This window comes from Bradyrhizobium sp. B124, from assembly GCF_038967635.1.
Lineage (GTDB): Bacteria > Pseudomonadota > Alphaproteobacteria > Rhizobiales > Xanthobacteraceae > Bradyrhizobium.
In genome coordinates this window covers 2,479,543-2,498,393 of record NZ_CP152413.1, presented here as the reverse complement: position 1 = coordinate 2,498,393, position 18,851 = coordinate 2,479,543, and the positions used below count along the sequence as shown (strand labels likewise).

Sequence of the window (18,851 nt, the reverse complement as noted above, 5' to 3'; positions counted from 1 at the left end):
AGCACCGATGCAGATTTCGTAGAGTTGCCATAGAATGATGCTTAAGCAGATCTCATCTTTCATCAAGCAGTATCCTCCTCTTTTTCGCGCGTTGCGGCCGGTATTCTATTTCCTTTTCGGCCGGTGGAATGCGTTGGTCTCAGAGCTTGTGATCCGTCGCGCGCAGTTCGCGCAGGCTCGAATCCCGAAGATGTCTGCTGCGGGTGATGCCAAGTCGCGAAATAGACAGATTGGCAGATCTGCCTCTGGTCGCGAAGTGGTGATGCTTGTCGTCTCCGATCTGCGTGTGGACCCAAGGGTTGAAAGAGAAGCGCGTGCACTCGGCGCCGCCGGATATGACGTGACGGTGATCTGTCCCGAGCCCTCGAAGGGTGCAGGGGCAACCTTCAATCTTGATTGGGGACCGCACGTTCATATTCAGCACGCCGATTGGACGGCAGCGACGTTCATGAGCGAGCAGCCTGGTTACCTTGCGGAACAGCTTTACCTGGAAGCGGTGAAGAGGAAGCCATTTGCGTACCATGCGCATGATCTCTCCACCGCCTATGCCGCGATGGCGGCGGCAAAGTACCGGGGCGCGCACCTAGTGGTCGACTTCCACGAGTGGTTTTCTGAGAATGTTCATTGGAACACGAAGCAGTCCGCCTGGGCGCCGTATCCTTCCGAGTGGAAGCGGGCGCTTCAGGAGCTGGAAGTTCGTTGTCTTAACGAGGCGTCCGCCACGATCACTGTCTGTGACTCAATTGCGGATGCAATGGAGGCCGAGCTCGGCGGCAGCCGTCCCGTCGTGGTCCGCAACATTCCCGATATCGCGGTGACGCCGTCGCGCGAGTATCCGCCGCTGAAGCAGCAACTGGGGCTGCCGGACTCGACGTTCGTTCTGCTGTGGCAGGGAGGGACTGGCCCGACGCGCCTGATCGAGCCGATTATTGAATCCCTTGCCTATGCGCCTGATTGTATCTTCGTCATTCGGGGTCCTTCTCTGGATCTGTTTGGGCCCGACTATCTGGCATTGGCGCAACGCACGGGCGTGGAGGACAGGGTTGTGCTTGCTCCGCCGGTGCCGTCGAAGGACGTCGTCGCGGCCGCCCGAGGAGCGGATGCCGGGATTTGGACGTTGCCGGCCTTGTGCCGCAACTTCACCTTTGCGCTCCCCAACAAGATATTTGAATACTTGGCCGCCGATCTTCCCGTCCTCGTTGCGCAGTACCCCGAGGCGAAGCGCCTTGTCGTCGAGAACGAGGTCGGGTTGACGTTCGATCCCTACGATCCGCGTTCCATCGCGGAATCGATCAACCGCCTGGTCCAGGACAAGCAACTCCGAGCGACCTTCGCTGCCAGCACGCGGAAGACTCTCGCAAGGTTGGATGCAAAGTCGGAGTGGCAGAAGGTCGTCTCGCTCTACGAAAGCCTTTCTCCAAGAAAGCCGCCGCAACGCGGATCCACGCAATGAGAGATCGACTGAGATCGCTCGCGCGGCTCGTGTTGCCGCGGAGCGTTCGAAGGTGGATGCTCACGACCTGGTCGATTGCGAGATCGCCGGGGCGGGGGACAATAGTCCGCTACAAGTTGCAGGCGCTGCCGCAAAAGCTTCTGGGTCTGGTCGCTACCGCACTTTCGATTGTCATTCTAACACTCGCGATTTGCGTCGCTCCAGCACTTGGAGCCGTGCGGTTGCGGCGCGGGCAGCCCAGGAGCTTATGGGGCGTAACGCCGATCCTGACCCTGCAGCTTAAATCCAGGGCAGATCGGGAGCTTGGCTTTCGATCGACCTCTCTTGTCTACGTAACCTATATCATAACGTCGCGCTTCGATCTGAATCTCCAACGGCCTTACATGCTGGCGCTCAGGTTTGGCCTGGGCCTCGCGTTCCAGCGTTTGGTGCTCGCATGGGCCCTGGTTCGGTATGATGTGTTTCACTTCTTCGCCGACCGCGGGTTGCTTGATTCGACGGAGCGCTTGCAGATCAATTCCGAGGAGCTTGCGGCTCTGCGGCGAGCCGGCAAGCGGGTCTATATCTATGCGTATGGTGCCGATGTTCGTACCAGGCTTGCGACCCTGGCCCTCGGCAAATGGAATTTCTGCGTCGACTGCACGGAACCGCCCAAATATTGCGCGTGTCACGACGCAGAGGCTCAACACTACGTTTCCGAATTGACCAAGTCCGTAACGGCCCTGGTCTCGCTCGGCGATATGCTCACCTACATGCCTGCGGCAAAACATATCAACTACTGGCCGTTGGATCTGGATCGGTTCAAAGCAGTTCTCCCGGATGCGCCGCCATCCGGTCCCCTTCGCATCGCTCACGCGCCTAATCACACGCACTTCAAGGGCTCAAAATACCTGGAGCGGACGATAGACAGGCTGAAGGTGCAGGGACACGACATCGAGTATTGCAAGATACAAGGCGTTCCCAACAGCGAGGTCCTCGCGCTTTTCGCCCAATCCGACATCGTGGCGGATCAGTTTATCGGCGGTGCTTACGGCTACACCGCGCTCGAGGCGATGGCGCTCGGCAAGCCGGTCCTGAGCTACGTTAGAAGCCCGGATCTGGTCGAAGCGCCGGAGGAATGTCCGATCATCAACGCAACGCCGGATGAACTTGAGCAGGCATTGCTGTGGGTGATCCGCAATCGGGATAGCCTTCGCACGATCGGCGAGCAGGGCCGGCGCTATGTCGAGCGATGGCACGGCATATCGGCGATCGCTGCGCGGCTTGGACAGCTCTATCGGGACACTGCAAGCTTTCCGCCTGGTGTCGTCGATCGCATTCGGTCCCAGCAGGAGCAGGAGGAAGCCCGGCGCAACGCCATTCCCCTCGTGGGGAATTGGCAGCATCCATTCCAGATTGCGAGGCAGCCTGTTTCAGAAGGTCTCAGTGCGCTCGCCGGGACGTCACCCCGATGATCGGGTCGCAAGGGTATCTGCGGTGACATCGGTCGACACGCCAGGCGTAATCGCGCGTTCGCCGCAGCCGCAAGGCCTGGATTGGCATCGGCGTTTCCAGGAACAGCATGGGCGAGCGCTGCGTGTGCTGCACCTCGGCAACATCGCGAACAACGCATTCAACAATGCCAGGATCCAGCGCCAGCACGGCATCGACGCTTATGTCATCGCCTACGAAAACTATCACATCATGGCTTCCCCGGAATGGGAGGAGGCGACGTTTGAGGGAGATCTCGGAGATCCATTCTTTCCGGACTGGACCGGGGTCGATCTCGGAGGCTATCAGCGGCCGAGATGGTTTGCCTCTGGACCTCTGAACTTGTGTTGTTCGATGATCGCCGCTGAAGTCGGCGGGCAGCCGGACCTCGCCGAGGAATTCCGACGCTCGCTGGATCGAGCCCGGCAGTCCGTATGTTCGCAGAGAGTGTCTGCCCGCGTGATCCGTCTCGGCCAGAAAATAAGGCGGAGGATTCGTCGCTCCCCCGCGATGGCGCGCGACATCGTCATGCGACGCGTTCTGGCAAAGGATGACCCGGAGCAGCAGCGGCTTGTTGATGTCTGGCGGCAGGGGCGTGCGCCGGGTTCTCCGCCAAGCACCCCGGACTTTGGCAGCTACCGGGCCCGGCTCGCGCCGCTTACGGGCCTGCTGGATCGGTTTGATGTCATCCAGGCGTACGCCACCGATGGTGCCTGGCCGCTGCTCGCTCAGCGCCCCTATTTTGCATATGAGCATGGAACGTTGCGCGCAATCCCGTTTCAGGACGACAGCCTCGGGCGGCTCACCGCCACCGTGTTCCTCGGGGCCGACCACGTCTTCGTCACCAACATCGATTGCGTGCCTGCCGCACGACGGCTTGGCGTGCCGCCGGATCGGATCACGCCGCTTCCGCATGCGTTCGACGATACGAAGCTCGTTGAATTCTGGGCGAGAAACAGCGCGATCAGGCCGCCCGACGACCAGGTCGTTGTTTTTCATCCGACCCGACAGGACTGGCGGGATGCGGACCCCAGCCTGGTAAAGGGGAATGACCGGTTGATCCGCGCCTTCGCGCGCGTTGCGCAGCAGGCGCCGACGCTGCGACTTGCGATGATCGCCTGGGGACGCGACCTTGATGCCTCGCGGGAGCTCATACGGAGTCTGGGGCTCGACGATAAGGTGCAGTGGCTTGCGCCGATGCGCAAACCGGAGTTGTGGAGGACATATCTCCGCAGCCACGCTGTGCTGGATCAGTTCGTTCTTCCATCATTCGGTGGAATCACCTTTGAGGCGCTCGCGCTTGGCAGGCGCGTCATCACCAATGTGGATTCGGGTATGGCCGAAGAATTCTTTTCCGAAGCGCCTCCCACCTTGTCGGCATCGACCGAGAGTGAGATCGCCGAGGCGCTGCGCAAGATCGTCGCGGATCGGGACGACCGGCATGGACTCGGCGCTGCCGGAGCAGCCTGGATCCAAAAGTATCATTCTGCGGCGAGAATCGTCGAGCTGCAGTTGGCAGCGTATCGACGGCAGATCGAATCCGTTCCGGCCTGAACCGCCATCGTGATGCATGACAGCAACGCGCACAGATCGTCACATTCGCTCAGCAAGATGAAAATCCTTCACGGCCCCTTCAATATCGGTAATCAGCCCTGGTCACTCTCGCGTGCCGAGCGCCGGCGCGGAAACCGGAGCGACCTGGTCATTCGAAGCGGAACCTGGTTTCGGTACCCGGCCGACAAGGTTCTGTATGACGACACGGCAACTGACTTTCAGAAAGTGGCGCGGAGCGCGTTGTTCGGGTTGTCGGCGCTGCTTCGCTACGACGTGCTCCACTACTATTTTGGAACAACGTTCCTGTATCCAGGCTACGCGTTCGAGGGCGTCGGCCGGATGGGACCGCTGTTGAATCGGCTCGTGACGATCGATCTCAAGCTGGCCAAGGGGTTGGGCAAGAAGCGGTTCATGACCCTGCAGGGATGTGACGCAAGGCTTGCGGGCGAAGGCAATCGGCGAAACGAGTGGACTATGTGCGCCAGCGGGCGTTGCTCCGCCTATGAAGTTTGCGTCACGTCGCTCGATGCGCGCCGGTCCCGCCTGATCGATCGCGTACTTCCGCTGTTTGACCGCGTGTTCTATCTCAATCCGGAACTGGGGCACGTCGTTCCGGGAGGCCAGTTCCTGCCTTACGCCAACGTGGAGATCGGTCATTTCTCGCCCGAGTATCCTCGCGCTGAAGGCAGGCCGAGAATTGTCCACGCGCCGAGCGATCCGAGTATCAAGGGCACTCAGATGATACTCGATGCGTTGGAGCGTCTGAAGTCCCGGTTCGACTTCGAGCTGATCCTGGTTGAAAAGAAAACCCATGAAGAGGCGATGGCCATTTACAGGTCCGCCGATCTTGCCATTGACCAGGTGCTTGCGGGTTGGTACGGCGGCTTTGCCGTCGAGATGATGGCTATGGGAAAGCCGGTGGTAGGCTACATCAGGGAAAGCGACCTGCAGTTCGTCCCGCCGGCCATGCGGGATGATCTTGCGATCTTGAACGTCGATCCCGGGCGGCTCACGGAAGATCTCGCGGCTATTCTCGAGCGTCGCGCCGAGTGGACGGAGCTGGGGAAGCGGGCTCGTCGCTATGTCGAGCGATGGCATGATCCTGATCATATTGCCGGGGCGATGATCGAAGCCTATCGCAGCCCTGACAGTAAGTTCGTGCTGGCGCCGGCGGGCACCGAGGTCGAGTAGATTCAGATGTGTGGCATTGCTGGCATTCTGCATTTTGGCGCCTGTCCGGACGCGAACGCCCGGATTCGGAATGTGGCGGCCAGTATCGAACACCGCGGCCCCGATGACGGCGGCTTCCATTTGTCGCCAGACGCCGCATTGGGCTTCCGCAGGCTTGCGCTCGTCGACCTGGCGACCGGCACGGGCATCCCGAAAATGCCTTATCGTTGATCTGAAGAGCCCTCCAACCGTTGGTAGTTCAACTCGATGTCTAGCTCCTCCAACCCAAAGCCGTTCACGTTTGAGTACTATCGGCACCTGTTGCGTGCAGCTCTCGATAATGACTACAGAGTGACTTCGTTTGAGAAATATGATGCCGCCAACGAGCGTACTCTCATTCTGAGGCATGACGTCGACTACACTCTCAATGGAGTAAGCCAGCTTGCTTTGATTGAGTCGGATCTGGGGATTACGGCAACCTACTTCTTTAGAGTTCATGCACACGAGTACAATTGCTTCACCCCGCACGTGTATCGCCTCATCCACGCTTTGCGAGCAATGGGACATGAAATTGGCTTGCATTTTGAGGCTATGACCATCGGACGAGCCTTGGGCATGCCGCCAGTTGCGTTGTTGCGCAAGGAGAAGGCCGTGCTCGAGGCAATCACGGGGCTTGAAATACACTCGGCGTCCGAGCATCGGGACATCAGCCAAGTCGTTCACCAAACCGGAAATTATCACGATAGCTTCGATCCGCTGGAAGCGGGATTCCGGAATTATGCACTTGAAAAGCGCTTCTTTGGAGACATGAAATATCTATCGGACTCGAATGGATTTTGGCGCGAAGGAGATCCGACTGTGCACTTCAACAAGCACTCGCGCTTTCAGGTATTGGTCCATCCAGATTGGTGGTTCGAAAAAGACCTACTTCTGAAGGGACCCTACTTCCATGGATTGGGCAACTAAATGTCGCTCGACAGCCCGAAGGTTCTCTATGTGACCTGCGCCGAAAACGGCCTGCATGGTCTCGGGCAGTTGACCAAGGCCGGCATTGACGTCGCCGCGGTTGTAACTATTCCGCCGGCGCTGGGTACAAAATACGCAGTGTCTGGATACGTTGATGTATCGCCTTGGTGCCTAGCGCACGGATTGAATTGCATTCGCCTCCGAGAATACAAGATCGAAGTTTCAGACGTAGAAGCGGTAGACTTTGACCTTCTGATCGTGAACGGATGGAATCGACTGATTCCCTCTGAAGTCTTTTCGCTGGCTCGATTGGGAGCGCTGGGGATACATGCCGGCCATCCTCCGCTCGGATTGGGGCGGGCGCCGCTAGTCTGGAGCATCATACACGGACAATCGGATATTGAAGTCTTTGTGTTCCGTTTGACCGCAAATGCGGACGACGGAGACATCATGGCTACTCAGGTCGTCGAAATAACAGAGCATGACGACGTCAAGACGTTATACGAAAAGGTCATGGATGTCGGTGCCGACTTGTTTCTGGCGGCAATTCGAAAGCTGTCGGCGGGGGAAGCTGGGTTCTCCCAGGATCGCCGGTTCTTGTCTCACTTCCCGAAGAGGACGGAGGCAGACGGACTGATCGACTTCGCGATGACCGATCGCCAAATTTGCGACTTCGTCCGAGCGCAGGTGCCGCCGTATCCAGGCGCGTTTACGTATCTTGGCTCCGAGAAGTGGAAAGTTCTCAGGGTTCAGCGATACGATCGCTTCTTGTTCCGAGATCATCCTCGCGTGCCCGGCCGCATTTTGCGTGTTCTTCCATCCGGTGTAATTGTCCAAACTGGAGCAGCTCCGGTATGGATTAGGCATGCTACGGTCGACGGGACAGACATCGATCCGATGTCTCGACCGGAGATCGTCGGACGACGGTTTGGCGTAGATCTTGATTGACGAGTAGATTGACTGACCGCGGGCCCGGTTCGGTCCCCCTGTATGCGCCGTCCCGAACTGCACATTCTGCCTGAATGCCGGGCGCTGTCGCACTTTGGCGGGCCGTGGTCGTAATGGGCAATGCATTGCATCGATGGATTCATATCGGGAAGTCTCGCGGTGCGGGGAAGCTTGTGCACGGGCCATGATGAGATAGGCAGGTTTCGAACTGGTGGTCAGGCTGGAGAGCAGTTGTGGGTCTATGCGAAGGTTTTGGGTCAGTCTTGGTGATATTGTGAATGCGGAGATCATTTGCCGTGCCACACGAATTCGTGCCGTCGCCACGCGTCCTTGATCCAGGTAGATAAAAAATGTGTGGCATTGCTGGCATTCTGCATTTTGGCGCCTGTCCGGACGCGAACGCCCGGATTCGGAATATGGCGGCCAGTATCGAACACCGCGGCCCCGATGACAGCGGCTTCCATTTGTCGCCAGACGTCGCATTGGGCTTCCGCAGGCTTGCGATCGTCGACCTGGCCACCGGCAACCAGCCGATGTGCAACGAGGATGCAACCGTATGGGTGGTCTTCAATGGAGAGATCTACAATCACCGCGAGCTGAGAAAAGAGCTCGAGGCTGCCGGGCATGTCTTTGCGACAGACCACTCGGACACCGAGGTTCTGGTCCATGGCTGGGAGCAGTGGAAGGACAGGCTGTTCAACAAGCTGAACGGCATGTTCGCCTGCGCCATCTGGGACGAAAACCAGCGCGAGCTGGTGATCGCCCGCGACCGATACGGGATCAAGCCCGTCTACGTCGCGGAGTTGCCCGGCAAGGGTCTCATATTCGGCTCGGAAGTGCGTGCGCTGTACGCCAGCGGATTGCTGAACAAGCAGTTCGATGCGTCAGCGACGTTGGAGTACTTCACGCTGATGAACAATTGGGGAGGGCGCACGCCATTCCGGGGCGTCCGTCTCCTCAAGCCTGGTACGTTCGAACGAATTACGCTGAGTGGCAGCTCGAGCGGCACCTATTGGGCTCCCTCTTACCATCGCAAATACGCGCCTGGTCTGGCGCGGGCTTCGGGCGAATTCGGCGAAATATTGCAGGCGGCGTTGCGCAGGCAGTTGGCTGCGGATGTGCCGGTCATGGCGTATCTGTCGGGCGGGATCGACAGCTCGGCGATCACGGCAGGTGCGCATCAGATCGATCCGGTCGTCCGCGCCTATTCGTGCATCTTCGATCTTGAGAATGTCGGTGTCGACAAATTCGTCGACGAGCGCGAGTTCTCCCGGGAGGTTGCCAAGCAGCTCAACATCGAACGTGTCGAGCTGATGGTACCGCAGGATGCCTTGGTCCGTCATCTCGATGCGACGGTTGGCGCGATCGAATATCCTCGCATGGGAATGGCCTATGTGAACTATCTGATCGCGCAACGCGTCGCTCAGGACGCCAAGGTCGTGCTGTCGGGTACCGGCGGTGACGAAGTCACCGGAGGGTATATCGGCAGATACGCCATCGTGCCGAGGGCGGCTCCGGCTTCCTTGATGCAGCGTGTCATGCAGCGTTTTCGCGCCGCGGCGGGAGATCCGGCGGCCTCACGGGATGCCTTTGCCCTCTACCGCGCAAGCCTCAACGTCCCGGTATCGGCGGACAAGATCGGCGAGGCCTTTACGCCGGAGTTTCTGCGAGCCGCAGGAGGTTTCGATCCGCTCGCGGAGATCGGGGATGCGATCGGGTCGGTTCCGTCGCGGGATCCCTGGGACGCCGTCATGCACGTCGACCTGACCACCTATCTTCCAGGTCTTTTGTCGCTGGAAGACAAGCTGTCCATGGCGCATTCCCTTGAGACCAGGGTGCCGCTTCTGGATAACGAACTGGTCGACTATCTGCTCGGCGTGGATTGGGGCCTGCTGTCCGACGGCAGCACGGGCAAGATCCTGTTTCGCGAGGCCGTCCGGCCGCTGGTCCCGGACGCAATTTACCGGAAGCCGAAGATGGGATTTGGTCCTCCGGACGCGTCTTGGTACAGAGGGATTCTGCGTTCATGGATCGAGGAGCAACTCTCGGAATCCCGCATTAGGCAGCGAGGCGTATTCCAACACGATTTCGTACGTCGGATTCTGGACGAGCATTTCGAGCAAAAGGCAAACCATGTCGCGTTGATCTGGTGTTTGCTCAGCTTCGAGTCCTGGTGCAAGCAACATGGTGCCTATGGCGGCGCCCTCCATTAGTTGCAGTTGTAGGAGCTAGATTTATGCGAACCGTTGCGTCTTCACGTCTCCGTCCGAATGGAATGGAGCTTCAGCTTGAGGCTTTCACGCAACAGGAAGGCCAGGTCATCGAAGGCGTGCTTCGGACGCCCGATGCATCGCTGTGGTATCCGATTCTGCACGGGGTTCCCTGCTTCCTGAGCGGCCCGATGCAGCCCGACCTGACCGATTTTTGTTCACGGTACGGCTTGCCGAAGCCGGCGACCGCGCAGAGCCGGCCGGAAGCCCATGAGCAGGCCAAGACAAATCAGACCTTCTCGGACAAGTGGCGCCGCTTCAAGCAGTATGGGCTGCAACCCGAGCACAAGGAATTCCTGTTCGGTTGGTATTGCAAGAAGCTCGGGCTGCCCGATCTGGACGCCTTGAAGGCCTTCTACCGGTCCAAGCAGCGCGTGCTCGAGGTCGGTCCAGGGTCGGGCTTCAACACAAGGTTCATCGCTGAGAACTGCCCGGGCGAGGTGTTCGCGCTGGACGTTTCTGATGCGGCGTTGACGACGTTCGAGAACACCCGCGATCTCGAGAACTGCTCGGTCGTCCAGGCCGACTTGATGGAAGCTCCGTTCCCCGATGACACCTTTGATTTCATCATCGCGGATGGGGTGCTGCATCACACACCCAACACCCGAGCGGCAGTGGAGGCCCTGTACCGCAAGGTCAGGCCCGGCGGCCAGTTCTTCTTCTACGTCTATCGGAAGATGGGAGCCGTGCGCGTCTTCGCCGACGACCACGTCCGCCAGAATTTCATGCCGCTCTCCGCGGAGGAATGCTACGCGGCGTGCGAAGGGATCACGGAGCTGGGCCGGGAGCTTTCGCGGCTGAATGCCACGATCACGCTTGAGAAGCCGATTCCGGTGCTCGGGATTCCCGCAGGAACGCACAACGTCCAGCGATTGCTGTACTATAACTTCCTGAAATGCTTCTGGAACGAGGCGTTCGACTACGAAACAAACAACATGGTCAACTTCGATTGGTATCATCCGCACAACGCCTGGCAGCACAGTGACGACGAGGTTGCGGGCTGGATGAAGGAGCTCGGAGTGAAGGACTATGCCTTCAACGACTCCAATCCGAACGGGATTTCAGTCTTGCTGACGAAGCCAACGGTCTGACACGCGCATGCGGATATTATTGACGGGCTGTAGCGGTTTCGTCGGCTCTGCTCTCGGCCCTCGGGTGGTGGCCGAGGGGCACGAGCTTTTCTGCGTCTGCCGGCCGGGCACGTCGGTCGCCTTCGGAACGAAGGTGGTTTGGGATGGAGCGGCTTCGATCGACGCTTCCAGCTTCCCCAAGACGATCGATGCCGTTGTTCATGCCGCTCAGTCGCGACGCTATCGCGACTTCCCCGCGGATTCGCGCGAGATGTTCGACGTCAACGTCGGCATGACAATGCGACTGCTTGATTGGGCGGCGCAGGCCGCGGTCAAGCACTTTTGCCTGCTCTCGTCAGGCGCGGTCTATGAGCCGTTCGCGGCAGCGCTGAGAGAGGACGCCGGCCTCGCGCCCCCCGGCTTCCTCGGCGCGAGCAAGTTTGCGTCCGAAGTCGTTGCGAAGCCGTTCTCCAGCATTTTTTCCTTGAGCATTCTGCGGTTGTTCTTTCCCTACGGCCCTGGCCAGCGCGACCGGCTCATTCCGCAATTGGTACGCAGGATCCAGGACGGCGGGGCGATCCAGCTTTCCGGTGGCACGGAGGGGATCCGCCTCGCTCCCACCTACATCGACGATATCGTTGAAGTCATCCTTGCGAGCATTGCGTCGTCCTGGACGGATACGCTCAACGTAGCCGCCTCCGAGACGCTCTCGATCCGACAGATCTCGAACACGATAGGTCAGCAGCTCGGTGTCGAACCGAAGTTCGAGATCGTGCACCCGAACACTCCCTCGGTCGACATTGTTCCTGATCTGAGCCGCCTTGCATCTCGTTTGGACTTGCGACGCTTTGTGCAGTTCAAGGAAGGAATTCGAAGGACGATCTCGGCGAGCCCTGTCGACGCACCGGATCATCGCCTGGCTGAATCGCAACACCGTTAGTAGAGCCCATGACGCTGAAGATACTGACCATAGTTGGTGCCCGGCCGCAGTTCATCAAAGCCGCGGCCGTCAGTCGCGCGATCCGGGAGACCGACGGGCTCTCGGAAGTGATGGTGCATACCGGCCAGCATTTCGATCCGAACATGTCCGACGTCTTCTTCGAAGAGCTCGACATTCCCAAGCCGCGACATCATCTCGATATCAATGGCGGCGGCCATGGCGATATGACGGGACGCATGCTGATGGCGATCGAGCCGATCCTGCTCGAGGAAAAGCCCGACTGGGTCGTCGTCTACGGCGACACCAATTCGACGCTGGCCGGTGCTCTCGCGGCGTCGAAGCTGCACATTCCGGTCGCGCATGTCGAGGCGGGGCTCCGATCGTTCAACCGCCGCATGCCGGAGGAGATCAATCGGGTCGTGACAGACCATCTCTCCGCGCTGCAGCTCTGTCCGACGACCACCGCCGTCACCAATCTGGCCGCTGAAGGCGTGACGGCAGGCGTCCATCACGTCGGGGACGTGATGTACGATGCGACCCTGTTCGTGACCGACAAGGCAGAGAAGAGCTCGGCGATATTGAGCAATCTCGGACTGGCCTCGAAGACATATGCGCTCGCCACGATCCATCGCGCCGAGAACACCGGCGATCGGCAGCAGCTTCTCGCGGTCGTGCAGTTCCTGCAGGATCAATCGCGCAAATTCCCCGTTGTCCTCCCGCTGCACCCGCGCACCCGACAGGCTGCTTTGGCGATGGGCGTCGATCTTGACGGCCTGAAGGTCATCGATCCAGTCGGCTACCTCGATATGGCGAAACTTCTGCACAACGCCCTCGAAGTCTATACGGACTCGGGAGGGGTGCAGAAGGAGGCCTATTTCCATCGTGTGCCGTGCGTCACGTTGCGTGACGAGACCGAGTGGACGGAGACCATCACGCACGGGTGGAACCGGCTCTGGAAGCAGCCGGCGCAGGCGGTTCGGCGCGACATCGACGAGTATGGGACCGGTCGCGCCGCCTACGATGTCGCGCGCCTGTTGAGTTCGGGCGGCCCGCGGTAGCCTTGCCGCGGGGAATTTGACGAGGCGCTCCGTCCGGAGCTGCCGCCAGTTGTGGCAAGCGACGGTCCCGTTCGGTTTCGTGCCGCGGCGCTTGAGGAGGCCTCCAGCAGGCCTTCCAGGGTTGTGGCTTTGCCGCTATGGCGCTATCAGAGGCCCAGTTAGATGGTTTTCAGGCCGATTATCCGTAACAACCCCGTACGAGTGATGAAATGAATTCCGAATTGATCGCGAAGCTCAACGACAGAACGGCCAAGATCGGCATCGTCGGTTTGGGCTATGTCGGCCTGCCTCTGATGCTGCGCTATTGCGAGGTCGGCTACAAGGTGATCGGCTTTGATATCGACCAGACCAAGGTCGACGCGCTTCGCGCCGGCCGCTCCTATATCGAGCATATCTCGAGCGACAGCATCAAGAATGCCACTGAGCTTGGCTTCGAGCCGACGACCGATTTCTCGCGCGCCCGCGAGGTCGATGCGCTGATCCTTTGCGTTCCGACGCCGCTCAACAAGTATCGCGAGCCCGATCTAAGCTTCGTGCTGAACACCACGGAATCGCTGCTGCCGTATCTCCACCAGGGGATGGTGATGTCGCTGGAAAGCACCACCTATCCCGGTACGACCGAGGAGGAACTGAAGCCGCGCATCGAAAAGTGCGGCTTCACCGTCGGCAAGGACGTATTTCTCGTTTTCTCGCCGGAACGCGAAGATCCCGGCAACCAGAACTTCACGACGCGTTCGATCCCGAAGGTCTGCGGCGGCTGCACGCCGGCATGTCTCGAGGCCGGCATCGCGCTCTATGGTCAGGTGATCGACAAGGTCGTCCCGGTGAGCTCGACCCAGGCCGCCGAGCTGACCAAGCTGTTGGAGAATATCCATCGTTCGGTGAACATCGGCCTCGTCAACGAGATGAAGATGGTCGCCGACAAGATGGGGATCGACATTCACGAGGTGATCCGTGCGGCGGCAACCAAGCCGTTCGGGTTCGTTCCGTACTACCCCGGTCCCGGCATCGGCGGTCACTGCATTCCGATCGACCCGTTCTATTTGACGTGGAAGGCGCGGGAATACGGCATGCACACGCGCTTCATCGAGCTCGCCGGGGAGATCAATTCCTCGATGCCGGACTACGTTGTGTCGAAGATTTCGTTGGCGCTCAATCAGAGGCACAAATCGATCAGCGGCAGCTCGATCCTGGTTCTCGGCATCGCCTACAAGAAGAATGTCGACGACGTCCGCGAATCGCCGTCGGTGGCGCTGATGGAGCGGCTTCGCGATCTCGGCGCCAAGGTGTCCTACAGCGATCCGCACGTCCCCGCGTTCCCGAAGATGCGGGCGCATTCGTTCGATCTGTCGAGCGTCGCGCTCACCGAGGACAGTCTGCGGCAATTTGATTGCGTCCTGCTTGCGACCGACCACGACAAGTTCGACTATCAACTGCTCGGCGCGCATGCGCCGCTGCTGGTCGATTGCCGTGGAAAGTTTCCTCAGCCGGCGGACAATATCATTCGCGCCTAGGCGACCGCGCGGGCGCTCCGGCTGCCATTCGCCCAGAACCGCAGCTCTAGGCGGCCTCAGTAGTTGGTCGATGGTCGCTCACCGCGGCCGTCGAGGCTGCCGTCCGGTCGAAGGCCGACCGCGGCGCGATGTACCAGAGCAGGAAGAGCAGCCCTGTGCCGTTCGTGAGCAGCGCTGTCGAAAGCGGTACGTTGAGAAGAACTTGCGGGAGAAGCCCGGCGGACAGCAGCACGAATTGCGGCGGCAACCCGGACGAGAGACGATTGCCGAGAGCAATGATCAGGCCGCAGCCCAGCGCGGACACCGGGGCGAGCACGAGGCCGACCGAAGCGATGCCTTCGGTCGCGAACAGCGAAGCGTTGAAAGCACCGAGATCATAGGACCTGGCCATGACGGCCCATATCGGCTCGTTGTAGGCGCACGCGACCACAAGCTTCAAGGCGTTGATCTGACAGAAATGGGTCAGCGGATGTGCCGAGAAGTAGTTGTTGTAGATTTCGAGGGCGAGCGACGGGATCGCAACCATCCTGGTGTTGACGGTGCCGAAATAGACCAGTCCGGGGGTCAGTGGAAACAAGTCGGTCTTGACCAGCACGAACAGGATCATGCCGATCAGGACTGGCAGGAAAAACGACAGGATCGTTGCAACCCTGGCCTCCACCAGCTTGCAGACGAGCGCGATAAACAGCAGCCAGACCGGCGCAAACAGCGCCATCTTGGTCAGCATGATCGGGTAGATCAGGAGCATCAGAACGAGCGAGATCCCTGCCTGCCAGAACCGCTTGCTGGTGACGAAGCAGGCAAAGGCGAGCGGCAACAGGGCGTTTGAGACGATCCAGACCGCATATCGCAGGATGCCCGGCAGCGCGACCTCCGCGCGATATTTGTACATTTCGTTGAGGTCGACCAGCTTGAGGTTGTAGAGGGCGCCGATGCCGATGATCGCAGCCGAGGCGATCAGGATGACGGAAGGCATCATGTGAAAGGCGCGGGCCGGCATGACGACGACCTGCCGCATTGGCGAGGTGATAAACAGCGTGGGGACAAGGAAGGCGAACGCCGAAAGCACGATCGAGATGAGCGCCAAGCGGTGATCATAGTCGAGCAGCGAGAACTCGATCAGCCAGAGATATCCCAGAACCATGATGTAGAAGTAGAAGCCGACGAGATAGCCGAAGCTGAAGCGGCTGAGTGCGAACAGGATAACGACGGGACTGAATACCAGAACGTTCAGGATTGCAGATGTCAGGTGCGATTTGTCGAAGCCGATGACGCCCGGGAAGGAATCCGTGATCGTGATGCAGTACAGCGAAATGCAGCAAATCGCGACGTGAGCATAGGCCAGCAGGGCAAGCTTGGCTTGGCGCCGGCCCAAATCCGGCTCCAGTTGCATGACGCGATGGTTCATTCTCATTTGCTGCCGTACCGGGCCCTGCGTTTGGACTGTCTCGTTGGTGATCGTATTCGGGCATGCTGGGCCCGAACAATCGCCCCACGATGACGCCTCCTCGGCCCCACGACATGGCACGGCACCGGTAGGACGACAAGGATAGGCTGGTGCTTCGTGCTGCTTTTCCTGCCCCGGTGATGCAGCGGCGTTGCCTTGTGCAAAAAATCCGCCGCGGGCCGTGTTGCCCGATCGGGGCAAGGCCTTGCCTTATCCCGAGTTTTCTGGGTAATGGACGCTATGCTGCGGCTCGCAAGGCCGCTTGTTCCCTCGGCTCTTCGGCTGGCTGCAATGGCTGGTCACGAGACAAGACAGGGCCTGTTGCATGATCAGATTTGGCCTGCTCGGGTGCGGGCGTATCGCCAAGCGCCATTCCGATCTCCTGGGTGGCAATCACATCGCGGGAGCGAGCCTGGTTGCAGTTTGCGATCCGCTTCGTGCGCGTGCCGATGCGATTGCCGGGAAGTTCGCCGTTCCCGCCCATTACGACATGGACGAGTTCCTGGCGCGCAAGGATATCGACGCCGTTGCCGTGCTGACGCCGAGCGGGCTGCATCCCGCGCATGTGATCGCCTGTGCCAGGGCGGGCAAGCACGTCGTGGTCGAGAAGCCTATGGCGCTGCGGTTGCAGGACGCCGACGACATGATCCGGGCCTGCGACGAGGCCGGCATCAAGATGTTCATCGTCAAGCAGAACCGCTTCAACGTGCCGGTCGTCAAGGCACGCGAGGCGCTCGATGCCGGCCGCTTCGGCAAGCTCATCCTGGGGACGGTCCGGGTGCGCTGGTGCCGCGACCAAGCCTACTACGACCAGGACGATTGGCGCGGCACCTGGGCCTATGACGGCGGCGTGCTGACCAACCAGGCGAGCCACCATGTCGATATGCTGGAGTGGTTCTTCGGTGACGTGGTGAGCGTGCATGCGCGCGCGACGACGGCGCTGGCCAACATCGAAACCGAGGACACCGCCGTCGCGACGCTGAAGTTCCGCAACGGCGCGCTCGGGATCATCGAAGCGACCACCGCGGCGCGCCCGACCGATCTCGAAGGTTCGCTGTCGATCCTGGGCGAAAAGGGCACGGTCGAGATCTCCGGTTTCGCGGTCAACCAGATCCGGCACTGGCGCTTCGTCAACGAGCTGCCGTCGGACAAGGACGTCGTGGAGAAGTTCTCGGTCAACCCGCCCAACGTCTACGGCTTCGGCCATCAGGCCTACTATCATCACGTGGTCGATTGTCTGGAGAACCAGCGTGCGGCGCTGGTCGACGGGCTCGAGGGCCGCAAGAGCCTCGAGCTGATCTCGGCCCTCTATGAGTCGATCGAGACCGGAGAGGAGGTTGCGCTGCGCTTCACGCCGCGGTTGAGCCGGCTGGGTGTCGTTTCGTGAACCGGCCGGAAGTGCATCAGGCCAGCGTGCGCGACGTCGCGTTCGGCGAACGCGTCAAGATCGTCGAGCCCTGCAATCTCTACGGCTGCACGCTCGGCGACGACTGCTTCATCGGGCCCTTCACCGAAATCCAGAAGGGCGTGGTCGTCGGAGCGCGCACCCGCGTGCAATCACATGCCTTCGTCTGCGAGCTCGTCACCATCGGCGAGGACTGTTTCGTCGGGCACGGCGTGATGTTCGTCAACGACACGTTCTCCACCGGCGGTCCGGCGCGCGGACGCAAGGAGTTGTGGCGCGAGACTGTCATCGGCAACCGGGTGTCGATCGGCTCCAACGCCACGATCATGCCGGTCAGGATCGCCGACGACGTCGTCATCGGCGCAGGGGCTGTCGTGACCAAGGACATCACGATATCAGGCACCTATGCCGGCAATCCGGCACGCCGGCTGCTGGCGAGCCAATAGGGGAATATCGATGCCGGTGCCGTTTGCCGACCTGCAACTGCAATACCAGTCCATCAAGGGCGAGATCGATGTCGCGATCGCCGGCGTGATCCGCGACAACGCCTTCATCCGCGGCAGCTATGTCGACGCCTTCGAGCGCGAATTCGCCGCGGCCGCGGAGGTCGCTCATTGCGTATCCTGCGCCAACGGCACCGATGCGCTTTACCTCGCCATGCGCGCGCTGAAGGTGAAGCCGGGCGACGAGGTGATCACGACGGCGCATTCCTGGATCTCGACTGCGGCGATGATCACCCATTCCGGTGCCACCGTCGTGTTCTGCGACACCGACGACGCGACGTTCACGATCGATCCGGCCGCGATCGAGGCCGCGATCACGCCGCGCACCGTCGGCATCATCCCGGTGCATCTGTACGGCCAGCCAGCGGACATGGACGCCATCATGGCGATCGCGCAGAAGCACAAGCTCTGGGTGATCGAGGATTGCGCCCAGGCCCATCTCGCGCGCTACAAGGGCCGCATGGTCGGCACGTTCGGCGAGGCCGCGACCTATTCATTTTATCCGGGCAAGAATCTCGGCGCGATGGGCGATGCCGGTGCGGTCGTCACCAACGATGCGGCACTGGCCGAGCAGATGGCGATGCTGGCGCGCCATGGCGGGCTGGTGAAGCACCAACACCATATCGAGGGCGTCAACAGCCGGCTCGACGGGATGCAGGCTGCGATCCTCTCGGCCAAGCTGCCGCATCTCACCGCATGGACCGAGGCCCGGCAGGCCGCCGCCGAGGTCTACGACGCCGGCCTCAACCAGATCGAGGATGTCGTGGTGCCCGAAGTGGCGCCCGCGCGCAGCCACGTCTACCACCTCTACACGATCAGGCACCCGCGCCGCGACGCGCTCGCCGCGCATCTGAACGCCAATGGTGTGCAGACCGCGATCAACTACCCCACCGCGCTGCCATTCCTGCCGGCCTATGCACGGTTTGGCCACCGGCCGGAGCAATTTCCCAACGCCCATCGTGATCAGGGCCAGATTCTCTCGCTGCCGATCTTCGCCGAGATCACGCGCCAGCAGCAGGATGAGGTGATCGACCTGGTTCGCAAGTTCTGATCGCGCAGACGTCCTCGCACCGGGCGGGGGGC

General features: G+C 60.5%; 16 protein-coding genes. 15 read left to right on the top strand and 1 reads right to left on the bottom strand.

All coding sequences use genetic code 11. From position 1 onward, the window contains the following. The first annotated feature begins 34 nt into the window (after positions 1–34). The 12 genes from AAFG13_RS12085 to AAFG13_RS12030 all read left to right on the top strand — a co-directional run bounded on the left by AAFG13_RS12085 (position 35) and on the right by AAFG13_RS12030 (position 14,413). A complete protein-coding gene (locus AAFG13_RS12085) occupies positions 35–1,453 on the top strand; it encodes a glycosyltransferase family 4 protein (RefSeq protein WP_342712111.1) in 1,419 nt (472 codons plus the stop codon). A 56-nt stretch (positions 1,454–1,509) separates the two neighbouring features. Then, positions 1,510–2,907: a glycosyltransferase gene (locus AAFG13_RS12080; RefSeq protein WP_342712110.1), complete on the top strand. Its 1,398-nt coding sequence runs from the start codon at positions 1,510–1,512 to the stop codon at positions 2,905–2,907. A gap of 22 nt (positions 2,908–2,929) precedes the next feature. Next, complete coding sequence (locus AAFG13_RS12075; RefSeq protein ID WP_342712109.1) at positions 2,930–4,477, top strand: glycosyltransferase family 4 protein; 1,548 nt, start codon at positions 2,930–2,932, stop codon at positions 4,475–4,477. A 12-nt stretch (positions 4,478–4,489) separates the two neighbouring features. After that, complete coding sequence (locus AAFG13_RS12070) at positions 4,490–5,668, top strand: hypothetical protein (protein WP_342712108.1); 1,179 nt, start codon at positions 4,490–4,492, stop codon at positions 5,666–5,668. Between the two features lie 6 nt (positions 5,669–5,674). Then, entirely contained in the window at positions 5,675–5,878 is a 204-nt protein-coding gene (locus AAFG13_RS12065) for a hypothetical protein (protein WP_342712107.1), read from the top strand. 120 nt (positions 5,879–5,998) lie between these two features. Next, a complete protein-coding gene (locus AAFG13_RS12060; protein ID WP_342712106.1) occupies positions 5,999–6,613 on the top strand; it encodes a hypothetical protein in 615 nt (204 codons plus the stop codon). Further along, positions 6,614–7,561: a formyltransferase family protein gene (locus AAFG13_RS12055; protein WP_342712105.1), complete on the top strand. Its 948-nt coding sequence runs from the start codon at positions 6,614–6,616 to the stop codon at positions 7,559–7,561. Positions 7,562–7,911: 350 nt separating this feature from the next. Continuing rightward, on the top strand, positions 7,912–9,774 hold the full coding sequence (gene asnB / locus AAFG13_RS12050) for an asparagine synthase (glutamine-hydrolyzing) (RefSeq protein WP_342712104.1): 1,863 nt from the start codon (positions 7,912–7,914) through the stop codon (positions 9,772–9,774). Continuing rightward, entirely contained in the window at positions 9,735–10,922 is a 1,188-nt protein-coding gene (locus AAFG13_RS12045; protein ID WP_342712103.1) for a class I SAM-dependent methyltransferase, read from the top strand. Before asnB ends, AAFG13_RS12045 begins: the two co-directional genes overlap by 40 nt. A 7-nt stretch (positions 10,923–10,929) precedes the next feature. Further along, entirely contained in the window at positions 10,930–11,841 is a 912-nt protein-coding gene (locus AAFG13_RS12040) for an NAD(P)-dependent oxidoreductase (RefSeq protein WP_342712102.1), read from the top strand. An 8-nt stretch (positions 11,842–11,849) separates the two neighbouring features. Further along, on the top strand, positions 11,850–12,899 hold the full coding sequence (gene wecB / locus AAFG13_RS12035) for a UDP-N-acetylglucosamine 2-epimerase (non-hydrolyzing) (RefSeq protein WP_342712101.1): 1,050 nt from the start codon (positions 11,850–11,852) through the stop codon (positions 12,897–12,899). Positions 12,900–13,108: 209 nt separating this feature from the next. Further along, on the top strand, positions 13,109–14,413 hold the full coding sequence (locus AAFG13_RS12030; RefSeq protein ID WP_342712100.1) for a nucleotide sugar dehydrogenase: 1,305 nt from the start codon (positions 13,109–13,111) through the stop codon (positions 14,411–14,413). A gap of 46 nt (positions 14,414–14,459) precedes the next feature. Here the strand turns inward: AAFG13_RS12030 and AAFG13_RS12025 are convergent, their stop codons facing one another. Then, complete coding sequence (locus AAFG13_RS12025) at positions 14,460–15,821, bottom strand: hypothetical protein (protein ID WP_342712099.1); 1,362 nt, start codon at positions 15,819–15,821, stop codon at positions 14,460–14,462. A 364-nt stretch (positions 15,822–16,185) separates the two neighbouring features. Here AAFG13_RS12025 and AAFG13_RS12020 point away from each other — a divergent pair, with 364 nt between their 5' ends. Genes AAFG13_RS12020 through AAFG13_RS12010 form a run of 3 tightly spaced genes read left to right on the top strand, consistent with a single transcriptional unit; the run spans position 16,186 to position 18,819 of the window. Continuing rightward, positions 16,186–17,247 carry a Gfo/Idh/MocA family oxidoreductase gene (locus AAFG13_RS12020; RefSeq protein ID WP_173637672.1) on the top strand — a complete coding sequence of 354 codons (1,062 nt, stop codon included), beginning with the start codon at positions 16,186–16,188 and terminating at the stop codon, positions 17,245–17,247. Then, the gene (locus AAFG13_RS12015) at positions 17,244–17,711 is read left to right on the top strand and encodes an acyltransferase (RefSeq protein WP_212310159.1); all 468 of its coding nucleotides are present in this window, start codon (positions 17,244–17,246) and stop codon (positions 17,709–17,711) included. The genes AAFG13_RS12020 and AAFG13_RS12015 overlap by 4 nt, the downstream gene beginning before the upstream one ends. A gap of 10 nt (positions 17,712–17,721) precedes the next feature. Then, a complete protein-coding gene (locus AAFG13_RS12010; RefSeq protein WP_212310158.1) occupies positions 17,722–18,819 on the top strand; it encodes a DegT/DnrJ/EryC1/StrS family aminotransferase in 1,098 nt (365 codons plus the stop codon). Positions 18,820–18,851: the final 32 nt, after the last annotated feature.

Excerpts from the sequence above, each read along its gene's own strand:
- AAFG13_RS12080 (WP_342712110.1), top strand. The coding sequence starts at position 1,510 with ATGCTCACGACCTGGTCGATTGCGAGATCGCCGGGGCGGGGGACAATA.
- AAFG13_RS12055 (WP_342712105.1), top strand. The coding sequence starts at position 6,614 with ATGTCGCTCGACAGCCCGAAGGTTCTCTATGTGACCTGCGCCGAAAAC.
- AAFG13_RS12020 (WP_173637672.1), top strand. The coding sequence starts at position 16,186 with ATGATCAGATTTGGCCTGCTCGGGTGCGGGCGTATCGCCAAGCGCCAT.
- AAFG13_RS12085 (WP_342712111.1), top strand. The coding sequence starts at position 35 with ATGATGCTTAAGCAGATCTCATCTTTCATCAAGCAGTATCCTCCTCTT.
- AAFG13_RS12070 (WP_342712108.1), top strand. The coding sequence starts at position 4,490 with ATGCATGACAGCAACGCGCACAGATCGTCACATTCGCTCAGCAAGATG.
- wecB (WP_342712101.1), top strand. The coding sequence starts at position 11,850 with ATGACGCTGAAGATACTGACCATAGTTGGTGCCCGGCCGCAGTTCATC.
- AAFG13_RS12065 (WP_342712107.1), top strand. The coding sequence starts at position 5,675 with ATGTGTGGCATTGCTGGCATTCTGCATTTTGGCGCCTGTCCGGACGCG.
- AAFG13_RS12010 (WP_212310158.1), top strand. The coding sequence starts at position 17,722 with ATGCCGGTGCCGTTTGCCGACCTGCAACTGCAATACCAGTCCATCAAG.
- asnB (WP_342712104.1), top strand. The coding sequence starts at position 7,912 with ATGTGTGGCATTGCTGGCATTCTGCATTTTGGCGCCTGTCCGGACGCG.
- AAFG13_RS12030 (WP_342712100.1), top strand. The coding sequence starts at position 13,109 with ATGAATTCCGAATTGATCGCGAAGCTCAACGACAGAACGGCCAAGATC.
- AAFG13_RS12025 (WP_342712099.1), bottom strand. The coding sequence starts at position 15,821 with ATGAACCATCGCGTCATGCAACTGGAGCCGGATTTGGGCCGGCGCCAA.
- AAFG13_RS12040 (WP_342712102.1), top strand. The coding sequence starts at position 10,930 with ATGCGGATATTATTGACGGGCTGTAGCGGTTTCGTCGGCTCTGCTCTC.